The 15,339-nt window shown below is 72.7% G+C and carries 14 protein-coding genes; 8 read left to right on the top strand and 6 right to left on the bottom strand.

Going from position 1 to position 15,339, the window contains the following annotated elements:
* Positions 1 to 41 precede the first annotated feature (41 nt).
* Positions 42 to 1,577 carry a class I adenylate-forming enzyme family protein gene (locus OG432_RS19480; protein ID WP_328312230.1) on the top strand — a complete coding sequence of 512 codons (1,536 nt, stop codon included), beginning with the start codon at positions 42 to 44 and terminating at the stop codon, positions 1,575 to 1,577.
* 38 nt (positions 1,578 to 1,615) lie between these two features.
* Positions 1,616 to 2,560 (top strand): phosphatidylinositol-specific phospholipase C, encoded by a 945-nt coding sequence (locus OG432_RS19475; protein WP_328312229.1) that lies wholly within the window; start codon positions 1,616 to 1,618, stop codon positions 2,558 to 2,560.
* A 34-nt stretch (positions 2,561 to 2,594) separates the two neighbouring features.
* On the opposite strand, the gene OG432_RS19470 is transcribed toward OG432_RS19475, so the two are convergent.
* Together OG432_RS19470 and OG432_RS19465 are read right to left on the bottom strand one after the other, a co-directional pair.
* A complete protein-coding gene (locus tag OG432_RS19470; RefSeq protein WP_328312228.1) occupies positions 2,595 to 3,143 on the bottom strand; it encodes an EF-hand domain-containing protein in 549 nt (182 codons plus the stop codon).
* A 79-nt stretch (positions 3,144 to 3,222) separates the two neighbouring features.
* Entirely contained in the window at positions 3,223 to 3,597 is a 375-nt protein-coding gene (locus OG432_RS19465; protein WP_328312227.1) for an STAS domain-containing protein, read from the bottom strand.
* Positions 3,598 to 3,807: 210 nt separating this feature from the next.
* Between OG432_RS19465 and OG432_RS19460 the strand changes: the two genes are divergently transcribed.
* Positions 3,808 to 4,392 (top strand): sigma-70 family RNA polymerase sigma factor, encoded by a 585-nt coding sequence (locus tag OG432_RS19460; RefSeq protein WP_328312226.1) that lies wholly within the window; start codon positions 3,808 to 3,810, stop codon positions 4,390 to 4,392.
* 26 nt (positions 4,393 to 4,418) lie between these two features.
* Positions 4,419 to 5,747 carry a zf-HC2 domain-containing protein gene (locus tag OG432_RS19455; protein WP_328312225.1) on the top strand — a complete coding sequence of 443 codons (1,329 nt, stop codon included), beginning with the start codon at positions 4,419 to 4,421 and terminating at the stop codon, positions 5,745 to 5,747.
* A 17-nt stretch (positions 5,748 to 5,764) separates the two neighbouring features.
* On the opposite strand, the gene purU is transcribed toward OG432_RS19455, so the two are convergent.
* Both purU and OG432_RS19445 read right to left on the bottom strand, forming a co-directional pair.
* Entirely contained in the window at positions 5,765 to 6,616 is an 852-nt protein-coding gene (gene purU, locus OG432_RS19450) for a formyltetrahydrofolate deformylase (RefSeq protein ID WP_328312224.1), read from the bottom strand.
* Between the two features lie 79 nt (positions 6,617 to 6,695).
* Entirely contained in the window at positions 6,696 to 7,142 is a 447-nt protein-coding gene (locus OG432_RS19445) for an SCO4402 family protein (RefSeq protein WP_443058588.1), read from the bottom strand.
* A 173-nt stretch (positions 7,143 to 7,315) separates the two neighbouring features.
* On the opposite strand from OG432_RS19445, the gene OG432_RS19440 reads away from it, so the two are divergent.
* A complete protein-coding gene (locus OG432_RS19440; RefSeq protein ID WP_328312222.1) occupies positions 7,316 to 8,662 on the top strand; it encodes an ABC transporter substrate-binding protein in 1,347 nt (448 codons plus the stop codon).
* 35 nt (positions 8,663 to 8,697) lie between these two features.
* Here the strand turns inward: OG432_RS19440 and OG432_RS19435 are convergent, their stop codons facing one another.
* On the bottom strand, positions 8,698 to 10,329 hold the full coding sequence (locus OG432_RS19435; protein ID WP_328312221.1) for a hypothetical protein: 1,632 nt from the start codon (positions 10,327 to 10,329) through the stop codon (positions 8,698 to 8,700).
* Between the two features lie 112 nt (positions 10,330 to 10,441).
* Positions 10,442 to 11,824: a transcriptional regulator gene (locus tag OG432_RS19430; protein ID WP_328312220.1), complete on the bottom strand. Its 1,383-nt coding sequence runs from the start codon at positions 11,822 to 11,824 to the stop codon at positions 10,442 to 10,444.
* A gap of 259 nt (positions 11,825 to 12,083) precedes the next feature.
* Between OG432_RS19430 and OG432_RS19425 the strand changes: the two genes are divergently transcribed.
* The 3 genes from OG432_RS19425 to OG432_RS19415 all read left to right on the top strand — a co-directional run bounded on the left by OG432_RS19425 (position 12,084) and on the right by OG432_RS19415 (position 15,304).
* Entirely contained in the window at positions 12,084 to 12,773 is a 690-nt protein-coding gene (locus OG432_RS19425) for a bifunctional DNA primase/polymerase (RefSeq protein ID WP_328312219.1), read from the top strand.
* Positions 12,774 to 12,839: 66 nt separating this feature from the next.
* A complete protein-coding gene (locus OG432_RS19420) occupies positions 12,840 to 13,664 on the top strand; it encodes an ABC transporter ATP-binding protein (RefSeq protein WP_328315160.1) in 825 nt (274 codons plus the stop codon).
* Positions 13,661 to 15,304 (top strand): transporter, encoded by a 1,644-nt coding sequence (locus OG432_RS19415; RefSeq protein WP_328312218.1) that lies wholly within the window; start codon positions 13,661 to 13,663, stop codon positions 15,302 to 15,304. Before OG432_RS19420 ends, OG432_RS19415 begins: the two co-directional genes overlap by 4 nt.
* Positions 15,305 to 15,339: the final 35 nt, after the last annotated feature.

The following is a 15,339-nucleotide window of genomic DNA, read 5'->3' as shown; positions in this document are numbered from 1 at the left end:
CCGTCAGTTCAAGGGCTCGGCATGACCATTGGGGGCTCGGCATGAACGACACCGCACACGTACTGGACTCCTCGGGCACGCTGTGGGAACTGATCGAGCGCCGCGCCGCCCTCACCCCGGACCGCCCGGTCCTCCTCCAGGGCGACCGCGCCCTCACCTTCGGCGCCCTGCGCGAGCGCTGCGAGCGGGTGGCGGCGGGCCTGTACGGCAAGGGGGTGCGGCCCGGCAGCGTGGTCGCCTGGCAGCTGCCGACCCGCATCGAGACGGCGATCCTCTCGTTCGCGCTCGCCCGGCTCGGCGCGGTCCAGTCCCCGGTGATCCCGTTCTACCGGGACCGCGAGGTCGGCTTCGCGCTGCGCGAGTCCAAGGCGGAGTTCTTCGCGGTGCCCGGCGTGTGGCGCGGCTTCGACCACACCGCGATGGCCGAGCGGCTCGGCGCGCGCGGCGTCTTCGAGGCGTACGACGAACTTCCCGACGGCGACCCGGCGTTGCTGCCGCCCGCACCGCGCGACGGCACCTCCGTACGCTGGATCTACTGGACCTCCGGCACCACCTCCGACCCCAAGGGCGTGCTCCACACCGACCGTTCGCTGATCGCGGGGGGCTCGTGCCTGGCCCACGCGCTGCACCTGTCGGAGGCCGACGTGGGTTCCATGGCCTTCCCCTTCGCCCACATAGCCGGGCCCGACTACACGGTGATGCTGCTCCTGTACGGCTTCCCCGCCGTGATGTTCGAGCACTTCGCGCTGCCGGACGCGCTCGCGGAGTACCGGCGCCACGGCGTGACGGTGGCCGGCGGCTCCACCGCGTTCTACTCGATGTTCCTGGCCGAGCAGCGCAAACGGCCCGGCGAGAAGGTCGTCCCCAGCCTGCGGCTGCTCGCCGGCGGCGGGGCGCCGAAGCCGCCCGAGGTCTACCACGCGGTCGTGCGCGAGATGGGCGTCCAGCTCACCCACGGGTACGGCATGACGGAAGTCCCGATGATCACCATGGGAGCCCCGGACGACACCGCCGAGAACCTCGCCACCACCGAGGGCTGTCCGCCTCCCGGCATGGAGATCCGGGTCACCGACCCCGCGGGCGCGCCGCTCCCGTACGGCGTCGACGGCGAGGTACGGCTGCGCGGCGAGGCGGTGTGCCGGGGCTATCTCGACCCCGTCCAGTCCAAGGCGGTCTTCGACGCCGACGGGTTCCTGATCACCGGCGACGTGGGGCACCTGCGGGAGTCCGGGCACCTCGTCCTCACCGGGCGGATCAAGGACATCATCATCCGCAAGGGCGAGAACATCTCCGCGAAGGAGATCGAGGACCTGCTGCACACCCACCCCGCGGTGGGGGACGCCGCCGTGGTGGGCCTGCCCGATCCCGAGCGCGGGGAATTGGTGTGTGCGGTCGTCGAACAGCCGCCGGGCGCCGACGTGTTGACCCTGCCCGCCCTCACTTCCTACCTGCGCGAACAGGGGCTCTCGGTGCACAAGTTGCCCGAGCGGCTCGAAGTGGTGGAGGCGCTGCCGAGGAACGAGGCGCTGCGGAAGGTCCTGAAATTCAAGTTGCGGGAGCGGTTCGGCGGGGCATGACCCCTGGGCCCCGCCACTCCCCCACGAGGACGTGACCGATGGAACTCACCCGCAGACACCTCATACTCGGCGCCGCCGCGATCTCCACTACCGCGCTCCTGCCGGGCACCGCCCGCGCCGCCGCGCGTCCCCGCGCGAGCGCAGACCCCGCCAACTGGATGGCCCAGCTCCCCGACGGCCTGTCCCTGCTGCGCATGACGATCCCCGGCACCCACGACTCCTGCTGCACCAACCCGAACAACGGCACCGAGTGGTCGCACACCCAGAACTGGGGCCTGACCCAGCAGTTGCAGGAAGGCATCCGCTTCTTCGACATCCGCGCCAACGGGCTCCAGGACCATCTGAACGACGCGTTCGGGATCTACCACGCCGCCTTCTACCAGGGCATGACGTTCGGCGACGTCCTCACCCAGAGCGCGGCCTTCCTCGACAGCCACCCCGGCGAAGTCCTCCTGATGCGGCTCAAGCAGGAGGGCGGGACCAAGAACGACGTCGGCGCCAACTTCAAGAACGTGCTCAACGTCTACCTCGACCAGAAGGGCTGGCGCTCGCGCTTCCTGCTCACCGACCGGGTGCCCACGCTCGGCGAGGCCCGAGGGAAGATCGTCCTCATCGCGCAGTTCGACAACGACTGGCCGGTCCTCCAATGGCCCGGCGGCGACAACGACTTCCTCTCCAACCAGTACATCAAGCTCCAGGACGTCTACCAGGGGCTGTCCTGGCCGTCGAAGAAGACCGCCAAGGTCACCCAGCAGTTCGACAACGCCTTCTACGACCAGGACTCCGCGCAGCTCTACATCAACTTCACCAGCTACGCGGGAGGCGGCTGGCCCAAGGTCAACGCGGACGCGATCATGCCGGGCGTGCAGAGCTACCTGAACGCGCGCCTGGGCGAGCGGACCCACCTGGGCGTCGTCCCGATGGACTTCCCCGATTTCCACGCGGACACGCTGCGCACCCTGATCGACTGGAACTGGCACTGAGCGCCGCGCCGGGCCCCGGGGCCGGGGCCCGCGCTCACGGCATCGTCGTGAAGTAGGCGGCGAAGGCGGCCACCGCGTCCGGCTCCGTGATGCGGCCGTCCGCGTCCTTGTCCAGGGTCACGGCCACATCGGCCGCTACGGCGGGCGCGACGCCGAACGCGCACAGCGCGCGTTCGGCGTCGCGCACCGAGACCGTTCCGGCGCCGGCCGTGTCGGCCACCGCGAACGCGGCGTGCAGGAACGGCCGGGCGATCTCGGTGAAGCCGCTGGTGCGGTCCCGCAGCCGCTTCAGCGCGCCGCCCACGAACTCCTTGCGCGTCACCCGCTGGTCGCCGTCCACGTCGGCGATCCCGGCGAGGCCCTGCCACAGCGCCTCCGCGCCGCCGTACAGGGCCTGCCCCTTGTCGCAGCGGGCGGTCGTGCCGAACGCGGCGAGCAGGGCCGCCGCGGCGGTCGAGAAGTCCTCGCGGTCGATCCAGCCGTTGCCGTCCTGGTCGAAGGAGGCGAACCGGGCCGCGACCCTCCGCTCGTACGCGCCGCTGTCGGAACTGTCGGAACTGTCCATGCTGTCCATACTGGCCATGGCCCGAGCGTACGACCGATGGGGCCCGCGCGCGGGGGGAACGCGGGGGCGTGCCCCGGGCGGGGCGGACGGGCCCCGGCTACGCGGACAGCGGTTCGGCCAAGTCGTCGGAGGCCGAACCCACATCCCCGTACACCTCGAAGAGGCGGCGCACGCCGAGCGCGGCGAGCACCTTGTTCACATGGCTGCCGTCCAGGGCACCGCGGGCCGGCAGGATCAGCCGCAGCCGGCCCTGGCAGGAACGCATCAGGCGGCGGGCCGCGATCAGCACGCCCACGCCGCTCGAATCGCAGAACTGCACCCCTGACAGGTCCAGGACCAGATCCTTGCGCCCCTCGGCCACCACCTCGTGCACTTGGCGGCGCAGTCTCGGCGAGGTGACCAGATCCAGCTCGCCGCTGACCCGCAGCACCGTCCACGTGCCCTGCTCGGACTCGTCCACTCTCAGCGTCACGCCACCGGTCCCTCTCTGTGCTGCCCTGCCCCCTGGGGCGCGGCTGCCCATGCCGGCCCACGCGAAACACCGCCATTACCACCGGTCGGCCCCCAGGGGGCGCAGTTGAGGCAAACCTGCGTGCATTGTCAGCCCGTCGCATTACATTCGTAGGTACGCAGAGACGGGCGCACAGGGGCACACGCGGGGAACGACAGGGTTGGGGAGCCTATGCCGAAGGACGCACCACCTCGGTGGGACCGCCGGATGCAGCAGCGCCTCGCGCGCGGCGAGGCCGCCGCCCTCGGCGAGCTGTACGACCGGTTCGCCTCCCTCGTGCACAGCCTGGCCCACCGGGTGCTCAGCGACGAGGGCGAGGCGGACCGGATCACCCGCGACGTCTTCGGATACGTGTGGGAGAACCCGGATGCCTACGACCCCAAGCAGGGCTCCATGCGCTCCTGGGTCGCCAAGCTCACCCAGCGCCAGGCCGTGCAGCGGCTGCGCCAGTCCTCCGAGGCGGCCTCGCGCGCGGAGAACGGCGGGTGCACGACGGAGGAGCTCGAACTGATGGTGCGGCGCGCCTCGGCGGCCGCCCGCGCCGACTACATCGTGACGTCGATGCCCGCCCCGCTGCGCGCCGCCCTGGAGCTCGCCTACTTCCAGCGCCGCGACTACCGCCAGGCCGCGGCCGACCTCAGCATCACCGAGGACGAGGCGCGCCGGCGCCTGCGGCTCGGTCTGCAACTGCTCTCCTCCGCCACCACCCGGCCCCCCGACGGCGCGGCGCCGCCCGGATACGGACGGGCGCTGTGACGGGGCCCGTGGAGCGGGGCGAGCCCATGCCCGACGACGAGAACACCCCGCGCATACCGGCCCAGCGCGCCGCGGGCGACGACCTGCCGGACGACGCGCGCGGCGGTTCCGGCACGCTCGTGCCCGGCCCCCGCGAGGGCGGCCGTGACGCCCCGGGCGCCGGCCCGCCCGCGGCGCGGCGGCCCGAACCGGCCGTGGCGGAACCCGCTCGCACGGACGCCGCGCCAGGCCCCGGCCCCGTCACCGGGGCGCCCTCCCACACCGTCCTCAAGTCGCTGCTCGGCGCCTGGGCACTGGCGGCGTGTTCCACGGAGGAGACCGACGCCGTGGAGGCGCACCTCACCGAGTGCGCTCCCTGCGCCGACGAGGCACTGCGGCTGCGCGACGCGGTGGGGCTGCTCCAGGCCGAGCGCAGCCTCGACCTGGACCCGCTGCTGCGCGCCCGCGTCCTGGAGAACTGCCTCGGCCGGCGCCCCGCCAGGATCCCGGTGCCCGCCTGGGCGGCGCCCTACGACGCCGAGGCCGCCCGGCTCGACGCGCTGCTCAACGACTTCGGGGACGCCGAGTGGCATGCCCCGGTCCGCCTGAAGTGGTTCGAGGACGACCGGCGGGCCGGGCGCAGGACGACGGTCGCCGGCGTCATCGGGCATCTGATGACCGTGGACGCGATGGTCGCGACCGCCCTCGGTCTCGACGAGCCGGTGCCGCTGGACCCCGAGGCCACGGCGGCCGGGCCCACCGCACGCACCGAGGCCCTGTGGCGCGCCGCGCGGTATCCGCTGACCCGTACGGTCCGCGAGCCCTGGCGCGAGCAGTCCCACACCCTGATCCGCACGGTGTCCTTCGCCGGCGGCGGCGCGGCCGAACTCGACGTGCCCTACGGGGAGTTCGCGCTGCCGCTCCAGGACGCGATGCTCGACCGGGCCTTCGAGTGCTGGATCCACGCGGGCGACATCGCGGACGCCGTGGACTACCCCTACGATCCGCCGTCCGGCACACATCTGCACGGCATGATCGACCTGGCGGCGCGGATCCTGCCCGCCACCCTGGCCGGCCGGCGCCGGGCGGGACTCGCCTCGCCGCCGCGCGGGCTCGTCACGGCGGGCTCCCCCGGCCGTTCGCTGCGCCTGGAGATCGAGGGCGTGGGCGGCGGCGACTGGTACATCGCGCTCGACTCCCCCGCCGCCCTCGCCTCGCCCGCCCGCGCGGTGGCCCATGTGGCCCTGGACGGCGTGGAGTTCTGCAAGCTGGCCGCCGGTCACGTGTCGCCGCAGGAGGCGGCGGCCGGTCAGGTCGGCGACCGCGAGGCCATCAGCGACGTCCTGTTCGCGGCCGCGTCACTGAGCCGGCTGTAGGGAGACCGGCCGAAGACCTACGCGAACACCACCGTGCGCCGCCCGTTGAGCAGAATGCGGTGCTCGGCGTGCCACTTCACGGCCCGCGCCAGCGCCTGGCACTCGACGTCCCGGCCGATCGCGACGAGCTGGGCCGGAGTGACGTCGTGCCCGACGCGCTCCACCTCCTGCTCGATGATCGGCCCCTCGTCGAGGTCGGCCGTCACGTAGTGCGCGGTCGCGCCGATCAGCTTCACCCCGCGCGCGTGCGCCTGGTGGTAGGGCTTGGCGCCCTTGAAGCTCGGCAGGAACGAGTGGTGGATGTTGATGATCCGGCCGCTGAGCTGTTTGCACAGGTCGTCGGAGAGCACCTGCATGTACCGGGCGAGCACCACGAGCTCGACGCGCTCCTCGCGCACCAGCTCCACCAGGCGCGCCTCGGCGGCGGCCTTGGTGTCCTTGGTGACCGGGATGTGGTGGAAGGGCACGTCGTAGGAGGCGACGAGCTCGGCGAAGTCGGTGTGGTTGGAGACGACCGCCGCGATCTCCACCGGCAGCGCGCCCGACCTCGCCCGGAACAGCAGGTCGTTCAGGCAGTGGCCGAACTTCGACACCAGCAGGACGATCCGCATCCGCTCCTCGGGGCGGTGGATCTGCCAGTCCATCTGGAAGGAGTCGCCGACCGCGGCGAAACTGGCGCGCAGCTTGTCGACGGTCACCGGCGACTCGGCCGAGAAGTGGACCCGCATGAAGAAGAGACCCGTGTCGCGGTCCCCGAACTGCTGACTGTCCTCGATGTTGCAGCCCGTGATGAACAGATAGCTCGACACGGCATGCACGATGCCCTGTTTGTCCGGACAGGAGAGCGTGAGGACGTACTGGTCAGTCATCCAGGAAGGATGCCACAGACGAGCGCCCCGCCAGCGGGCCGCCCATGATCCGGACCCGGCGGTCGGGGGGCCGGCACGGTCAGGCGGAGCGGGTCAGGATGCTCAGCACTTCGAGCGAGCGCGGCGGCGCGTCCGGGTCCTCTCCGTCGCTCTGCGCGAGCCGCACGTGCGCCTCGCGCGCCGCCAGCACGGCCTCGGGCCACGCCTCGTGGGCGAGGTAGGCGGAGACCGGGGCGTCCGCGCCGACCTGGTGCATGATCCGCAGCAGGCGCAGCACGGCGAGGTCGACGGCGGCCGCCTCGCCCGAGTCGCGGAAGATCGTCCCGACGTACTTCTCGGCCGACCAGTTGTCCAGCCAGGTGTCCTCGACGAGCCGGTACACGGCGTCGGTGACGTCCCCGAACCCCTCGCGTCCGGCCAGCCAGGTCTCCTCGTGGAAGACGGGGTCGGAGAGCATGTGCAGCGCGGACCGTACGTTCGTACGCCAGCGCCACCACGGCATGTCATTCAACGGCATGCCGCCCATGGTGGAGGAGCGACGGCCGCGACGGGAAGAGCCTGCTGAACCTTGCTGCACGTTTGCGATCGTACGTTCCCCGCCCACGCCGCCCGGCCGGACCCTGCAATTCACCCGCATCTCACCCTGTGTTGAGGTGTGTTCGCTCTTCCGTTACCCATGGGGCGGAAGTGTGCGGGTCCATGACCGGTTACGGATGGCGGCGTCCCCAGGGCCCGTCGAGCTCGTTCGGCGCCACGGCCACCACGATCGCCGTGTGGTCGGCGGTCGGCGCCACTCTGCTGGCCGGCTGCGGTGTGCTCCCTGGAGTCACGGGGGGTTCCAGGGAGCCCATCACCGTCATGACCTGGGCGCCCGAGGGCAGCTCCGCCACCAACGCCCCCGGCATGCCCGCCATGGCCAAGGCGTTCGCGCGCTGGGTGAACGCGGACGGCGGCATCGACGGTCACGAGCTGAAGGTCCTCACCTGCAACGAGCACAACACCGCGACCGGCGCGTCGGACTGCGCGCGGCGCGCGGTGAAGGAGAAGGCGGCCGCGGTCGTCGGCTCGTACAGCCAGTACGACAACGCGTTCACCCCGCCGCTCGAAGTGGCCGGCATCCCCTATCTCGGCGGGTACGGCATATCCGACCGGGAGTTCACGAGCGCGCTGTCCTACCCCGTCAACGGCGGCCAGGCCGCCCTCATCGCGGGCAGCGGGCAGCAGCTCGCCACCGCGTGCGACCAGGTCTCCCTGGTGCGCCCCGACACCCTCGCCGGTGACGTGCTGCCGATGCTGCTCGACGCCGGACTGCTCGCCGCGCGGCACGGGCCGGCCGCCGACATCCGTACCGCCGAGGACGCCGGCGACTACACCGACGAGGCCGTGCGCGCCCTGGAGCGGGCGGGGGCGGCGCCCGCGTCCAGCGGGGCCGGGGCCGGCCGCAAGGGGGCCGGGGCCAAGGGCGGCAAGGGGTGTGTGACGGCCGTGCTCGGCGACCGCACGGAGACGTTCTTCGACTCGTTCCGGCGCGTGGCGAGCGATTCGGGCACGGTGCGGGTCGCGTCCGTCGTCGGCTCCGTCAACCAGCCGCTCCTCGACCGCACCGGCGGCAAGGACGGCCCCTTCGAGGGCGCGTACGTCACCGGCTGGTACCCGGAGTCCGACGACCCGCGGTGGGAGCCGATGAAGCGGGTCATCCGCGAACACGCCTTCGGGGACGACGCGATCGACGCCGCCGACTCCGGGGTGCAGACCACATGGATCGCCTACACCGCACTGAAGCGGCTCGTCGAGGCCCTGCACCAGGATTCGGTCCGCGCCCTCGATCTGGTGCGCGCGCTCAACAAGGGCGTCACCGTGGACACCGGCGGCCTCACGCCGGTGCTGCGCTGGCGCTTCGAGGACATGCTCGCCGCGGCGGACTTCCCGCGCATCGTCAACCGCCGGGTCACCTTCCAGGTCGTGCGCGAAGGGCGGCTCGTCGCCCTCAAGAAGGGCTTCACCGACGTGAGTTCGACCCTGGAGGCGTCGGCCGCCAACGGCTGACCCACCCCGGGCGGGCGCGGCCCCAGGGCCTTGCGCTAGAGCTGGGTGGCGCCGCGCTTGGTCAGGTCGTACTTCGCGGCGATCGTGTTCCACAGCCCCGAAGCCTCCTGCTTGGACTTCGTCGCCTCGCCGCTCGCCTTGTCGCCCTCGCCCGCGTCCTTGGTGCGCTTGGCGTGGCCGCCCTTGCAGTTCTTGCCCTTGTCGCTGGCGACCGCGTCGGACCATGCCGCGTAGTGGTTGTCGGCGGAGGCCGACGACTGCCAGGCCTTGGTGAGCGCGGCGGACAGCTTGTCGTGGTCGGGCAGCTTGTCGAGGGAGAGCGCGCCGAGCCTGGTCACCAGGTCGCCGCGCTGCTTGGCGGCGTCGCGCAGCGCGGAGGCCGCCTGGTCGAGCTTGTCGCACCGGCGGATCTCGGCGACCGCGCCGATCACCGCGTCGCGGCTGTTGCCGCTGTCGGCGAGCACCTTGTCGAGGGCCTGCGCCTGCGCCTTGGCGGGGTCGGCGTCGCCCTTGGCGTCGCCGGAGCCCTTGGCGACGGGCGAGCTGACGCCCGCGGGCTGCTTGTCGTCCTTCGACGCGCCGTCGTCACCGCCGCTCAGGAAGGCGCCCGCGCAGAGCCCGATGACCGCGCACCCGACGACGACGCCGGCGATGAGCACGACCGGCGACCTGCGCCGCGGCCGCTCCGGCTCGTACGCCGACTGCTGCCCCGGGGGATCCTGGTGCGGCGGCTGCGCGGCGAACTGCTGCTGCGGCCGGAACTGGCCGCCCACGGTCGCCTGCGGGGGCCCCTGCTGCTGCCGGTTGAGGGGGACGGACGGCTGGAAGCGCGGCAACTGCCCGCCCTCGGTGGCCTGTTGGGGCGAACCGTCCGCCCCGTTCGCCCGGAAGAGACTGTCGAACTCGGCGGGGGGCTGCCGGTCGCCCGGCGCGCCCGGCCGTATCCCGTACGGGGCGTCCTGCGGGGCCGGCGGCACCGGCGGCAGGAACTGGGTCGGGTCGGCGTCCGAACCCGGCTGCCGGGCCTGACCCCGGTCGCCGCCGAAGGAGGCCTGCCGGCCCGCGCCCTCGGGCGGCAGCGCACCGGGCGCGCCCTGGCCCCCCGGCACGGGCGCGAGGTACTGCGTGGCCTCGCTCCCGGAGTTTCCCGGGGAGCCCGCGCCGCCCGGCACCGGGGCCAGGTACTGCGTGGCCTCGCCCCCGAACGTTCCGGCGCCCCCCGGAACCGGCGCGAGGTACTGGGTCGCCTCGAAGTCCCCGCCTGCGGACGGTATCGGCGCGAGGTACTGCGTGGCCTCGCCCCCGAACGTTGCGGAGCCGCCGGGCATGGGCGCGATGTACGGGGTCGCCTCCGCGTCGCGGCCGCTGTTCTCGGGCGGCAGCGGCTGCCCGAAGGTGGCAGGACCGTGGCCGGGCGCGGCGGGCGACGGCTGCGAGGCCCGGCCCTGACCCTGCGGCTGGCCCTGACCCTGACCCTGCGTCTCGCCCGCCCCCCGCGTCTGGACCTGCGGACCCCAGGGCTGTCCCCAGGGCTGGGCTCCGCCGGGCGCGGGCCGCGGCTCCCCGGCCCGGGGGCCGCTCCCGTCGGCGGGCAGCACGACGCCCTCGTGCGCGGGCCGCACAGCCGGAAGCTGCGGCTCGTCACCCTGTCGGCTCTGCTGCGTCACCGGAACTCCTGTACGTGGACCTAGGAATCGTCGGTTCACGCTACCGGGTACCCCCACGCCCTTGCCAAGCCCTCCCACAACCCCCTGCTCAGGCGCCCTTGACGTGACGCGCTCAGGCTGCCTGCACCTCCACGCGCTCCCCGAACTCCCGCACCGCGGGCTCGTCCCGGTACGGCTCGAGGCGTTGCTGGAGGTCCTCCAGATAGTCCGCGCCCCGGTTGGAGCGCAGGGTGGACAGGAGCTCCACGGCCCGGGTGCCCGTCGCGCACGCCTGCTCGACCTCGCGCTGCTGGACCTGGGCGGTGGCCAGCAGGACGAGCCCGATGGCGCGGCGCCTCGCGCGCGACTCGGGGTGCCCGGCAAGCGCCTCCTCGGCGCACCGGGCCGCGGCCTCCGACTGGCCCAGGTCCCGGTGGCAGTGGGCGAGTTCGTCGGCGAGGTAGGCGTGGTCGAAGTGGGCGATCCACGGCGGGTCGTCGCCCGATCCGGGATCCGCGGCGTCGAGGGCGGTGAGCGCGCGGCCCGACACGAGCTGGCAGGTGCGCGCGTCGCCGAGCAGGGCGTGCCCGCGCGCCTCCGCGGCATGGAACATCGCCTCGGCGCGCGGGGTGACCCGGCCGCGGGCGCCTTCCTGCGCGGCGCGCGCCAGTTGGGCGATCTCGCGCGGATTGCCGAGCTGGGCCGCGAGGTGGCTCATGGACGCGGCCAGCACATAGCCGCCGTAGCCCCGGTCGTCGGCGGCCTGGGCCAGGCGCAGCGCCTGGATGTAGTAGCGCTGGGCCAGGCCCGGCTGGCCGGTGTCGACGGCCATGTATCCGGCGAGCTCGGTGAGCCGGGCCACGGCCGCGAACAACTGCCGTCCCACGGACTCCCGGTAGGACCCGGCGAGCAGCCCGGACACGACGCTGTTGAGGTAGTGCACGACGACCGGCCGCACATGGCCGGCTCCGAAGCGGTGGTCGAGCTGGATCAGGGCGTCGGTCATCGCCTTGACCGCCTCGACGTCGGCGGCGCCGACCCGCTGCCCCGCACTGCGCGCGACCTGGGTGTCCGCGCCGGTGATCAGCCAGTCCCGGCTCGGCTCGACGAGCGCGGAGGCCGCCACGGTGGAGCCCGACAGGAAGTCGCGGCGGCCCACGTCGCTGCGCCACAGCTCGCAGACCTGCTCGATCGCGCCGAGCACGGTGGGGGAGAACTGGAGGCCCACCCCCGACGCGAGGTTCTTGCCGTTGGCCATGCCGATCTCGTCGATCGTGACCGTGCGGCCCAGTTTTCGGCCGAGGGCCTCCGCGATGATGCCGGGCGCCCTTCCCCTCGGCTGCTGTCCGCGCAACCACCGCGCCACGGACGTCTTGTCGTAGCGGAGGTCGAGGCCCCGCTCGGCGCCCACCATGTTCACCCGGCGGGCGAGACCGGCGTTGGAACATCCGGCTTCCTGGATGAGCGCCTGCAAGCGTTCGTTGGGCTGGCGGGCGACGAGAGGCCTGGCTGCCATGAAAACCCCCTGGAGCGGCAGTGATCAGCACCCTGATCACTGCCCTGCGAATATGCAGAGAAACGAGGGGAATCGGAAATATGGCGTCATTGACCGAATTCCCGGGTGCTTCCCCCGCATAGGGCTACCCTGCCGCCGACGCACAGCCGCACGCGCGCCCCCGCCCATGCACCCATGCGCCCCATATGCAGGACCGATACCCCTGATCCCGCCGTGACCGCGCCCGTAACCCTGGGTGGTGGCCCCCGTTGAGTCCGTCGTGGAAGAAACCATCACAGGCACGGGCACGGATACGGAATCCGCACAGATCCCCAAGCAGCGCGGCGAACAGCTCCTGGACAGCGCCGTTCGGTACGCGGAGGAGCGGCACTGGGACGTCTTCCCCGGCACCTCCCTGGAGGCCGACGAGGGGGTCGAGCGCTGCTCGTGCGGTGACACGGCGTGCCCGAAGCCGGGTGCGCACCCGGCCAGGCCCGACTGGGCGACCCAGGCCACCGGGAGCGCCGTCGCGGCCCGCCGCCTGTGGTCCAAGAACCCCCGGTCCTCGATCCTGCTTCCCACCGGGCGGACCTTCGACGCCATCGATGTACCGGAGTCGGCCGGGTTCCTGGCCCTGGCCCGCATGGAGCGGATGGAGCTCACGCTCGGCCCGGTCACCTGTACCCCCGACCGCCGGATGCTGTTCTTCGTGCTGCCCGGCGCGGGCGCGAAAGTTCCCGATCTGGTAAGGAAGTTGGGGTGGTCACCTGCGGCGGTCGACCTGATCACCCGCGGCGAGGGCGACTACGTGGCGGCGCCGCCCACCCGCATCGGCGGTTCGGGCGCGGTGCAGTGGGCACGCCGGCCCACCCCCGCCAACCGCTGGCTGCCCGACGCGGAGGAACTCATCAGCCCCCTCGCCTACGCCTGCGGACGCGAGGCCGCGGATGCGAGGGCCCGCCGCCCCTAGGGTCTCGGCGCCTTCAACTCCTATGGTGTCCGGGTAGGCATCATCACGGGGATGAGAGGCACCACCATGCCGGACCAGGCATTCGAAGGATCGTCGGACACGGCGGGCGGAGCGCGTACGGCGCCGCCCGCCGTCCGCGTACAGGGGCTGTGGAAGCGCTTCGGCGAGCAGATCGCGGTGGCGGGGATCGATCTGGAGCTGCCCGCGGGCAAGTTCATCGGCCTCGTCGGCCCGAACGGCGCCGGCAAGACCACCACCCTGTCCATGGTGACCGGGCTGCTCAGGCCGGACCAGGGCAGGGTCGAGGTCGCCGGGCACGACGTGTGGGGCGACCCGGTCGCGGTGAAGTCCCGCATCGGCGTCCTGCCGGAGGGGCTGCGCCTGTTCGAGCGCCTTTCGGGACGCGAACTCCTCGGCTACTCGGGCCGGCTGCGCGGGCTGCCCGGCGCCGAGGTCGACAAGCGGGCCGCGCAGCTGCTCGACGTCCTCGACCTCGCCGGCTCCCAGCACAAGCTGGTCGTCGACTACTCGACGGGCATGCGCAAGAAGATCGGGCTCGCCGCCGCCCTGCTCCACAACCCCGAAGTCCTGTTCCTGGACGAGCCGTTCGAGGGCGTCGACCCGGTCTCCGCGCAGACCATCCGCGGCGTTCTGGAGCGCTACACCGGCTCCGGCGCCACCGTCGTCTTCTCCAGCCATGTCATGGAGCTCGTCGAGTCGCTGTGCGACTGGGTGGCCGTGATGGCCGCGGGCCGCATCCGCGCCCAGGGCACCCTCGCCGAGGTGCGCGGCGACGCCCCCTCGCTGCAGAACGCCTTCCTCGAACTCGTCGGCGCCGGCGGCCGCACCGCCGGGGACTCGCTGGACTGGCTCGGCGGCGGTACCCGATGACCGTGTCCTCGACCGCGACGTCCGCCGCGCCGCCGACCGTGCCGCCGCAGGGCGCCACCGCGCTGGCACCCGTCTTCGTACGCCTCAAACTGTCGCTCCTGAAGAACGGGCTGCGACGGTCCGGCGGACGCCGGGCCGCCTACGTCACCTCCGCGGTCCTCGCCCTGCTCTTCGCGGCCCTGCAACTGCTCGGCCTGATCGCGCTGCACGGCAACGAGCACGCCGCCACCGTCGCGGTGCTCTGTGTGGCCGTGGTGGCGGTGGGCTGGACCGTCGTGCCGCTGTTCTTCCCGAGCGGCGACGAGACCCTGGACCCGACCCGGCTCGTCATGCTGCCGCTGCGGCCGGGCCCGCTCGTCGGCGCGCTGCTCGTGGCCTCCCTGGTGGGGATCGGGCCGCTGTTCACGCTCTGCCTGGTGCTCGGTGCGGCGATCGCGGTCACGCACGGCGCCGGCGCGGCCCTGCTCGACGTGCTTGCCGTGCCGCTCGCGCTGCTCGTGTGTCTGGCGCTGGCCCGCGCCGTGGCGGCCGCCAACACCCGGCTGCTCACCTCCCGCAAGGGCCGCGACCTCGCGGTGCTGAGCGGCCTGGTCATCGCGGTCGGCATCCAGTTCGTGAACTTCGGCATGCAGCGGCTCGGCAGGTCCGGCGGGGTCACCGCGCTCGACCCGGCCGCGGACGTGGTGCGCTGGCTGCCGCCGGCCTCGGCGATCGGCGCGGTCGACTCGGTGAGCGAGGGCGCGTACGCCCGCGCGGCCGTCCAACTCCTACTCTCGGTCGGCGCGTTGGGGCTTCTCCTGTACGCCTGGAAGCGCTCCCTCGTGAAGCTGATGACCACGCCGGACGGTTCGACGCTCGCCGCGTCCGACGCCTCCCGCAAGGAGTCCACCGGCCGCGGCCTCACCTCGCTGCTCCCCGACGGACGCACCGGCACCGCGATGCTGCGTACGCTGCGCTACGCCTGGCGGGATCCCAAGACGAAGGCGTCGTGGATCACCTCGCTCGCGATCGGTCTGATCGTGCCGGTCTTCAACGCGCTCCAGGGCGCCGGCACCGTCTACTTCGCGTGCTTCGCGACGGGCATGCTCGGCATGCAGATGTACAACCAGTTCGGTCAGGACACCTCGGCGTTCTGGATGGTGCTCCTGAGCATCTCCTCGACCCGGGACGCGTATCTGGAGCTGCGGGCGCGGGCGTTGGCGCTGCTGCTCGTGACGCTTCCGTACACGGTTCTCGTGGCCGCGGTGACCGCGGGGATGCTCGGCGACTGGGCGAAGCTGCCCGAGGTCGTCGGGCTCGCCCTGTCCCTGCTCGGCGCGATGCTGGCGACGGGGTCGGTGGCGTCGGCGACGCTGGCGTACTCGATCCCGCAGGACAGCCGCAAGAACGTGGCGCCGGGGCAGGGTGGCATCGCGGCGCTGTCGATCTTCGGCGGGATGGTCGTGAGCGCGGTGCTGTGCGCGCCGATGATCGCCCTCGCGATCTGGCTGCACGTCTCCGGCCACCATGCCGGGCTGTGGGTGCTGTTGCCGCTGGGGGCGGTTTACGGGGGTCTGGTGTGCTGGGCGGGGTTGCGGGTGGCGGCTCGGCGGACGGCGGATCGCCTGCCGGAAATCCTCTCGGCCGTCAGCACCGGCTGACCCCGACCCGCCGAGGTCGCCTCTGCCGAGTCCCG

The organism is Streptomyces sp. NBC_00442, from assembly GCF_036014195.1.
GTDB lineage: Bacteria > Actinomycetota > Actinomycetes > Streptomycetales > Streptomycetaceae > Streptomyces.
Note: the sequence above shows the minus strand (reverse complement) of the source record. Positions and strands in the feature narration are given on the sequence as shown.